This is a genomic window from Micromonospora sp. DT44 (genome assembly GCF_049841635.1).
Classification (GTDB): domain Bacteria; phylum Actinomycetota; class Actinomycetes; order Mycobacteriales; family Micromonosporaceae; genus Micromonospora.
Genome location: NZ_JBNCKS010000187.1, coordinates 1 through 340, shown reverse-complemented (window position 1 = coordinate 340; position 340 = coordinate 1). Strand labels below are relative to the sequence as shown.

1 protein-coding gene is annotated in these 340 nt (G+C 54.7%); it reads left to right on the top strand.

Annotation, left to right across the window (positions count from 1 at the left end):
* Positions 1–103: 103 nt before the first annotated feature.
* Positions 104–340 (top strand): hypothetical protein (locus tag ACLQ25_RS32855; protein ID WP_425734613.1); only part of this gene is annotated, 237 nt, incomplete at its 3' end.

The window sequence follows — 340 nt, the reverse complement described above, 5'->3', positions numbered from 1 at the left end:
ATAACCGAGCCCATGGTGGTTGCCGGCGGCCACGTCACGTACGTCGGCCACACTTCTGAGTCACCGAGTCCCAGCCGCGCTGAAAGAACAGAGAGGACGTCTCATGGTTAATAAGAAGAGGACCGAAAAAGAGTGGGTAGCGTTCGACGAGATAGCACGAGACTACTACAAATATGGCCAAGAAAATCTGCTGCCAGCCCCCTCGCAAACATACAAGAGGAAGGCCACCAACGGGATTGTGGTACACCTCGGACGAGACCTTTATAATTGGCGGCAGGAGGGCAGGCAGCTTCCCGGTGACATGCCCAAGGATCTGAAGGATTTTTTGGAGGGTTGCGGA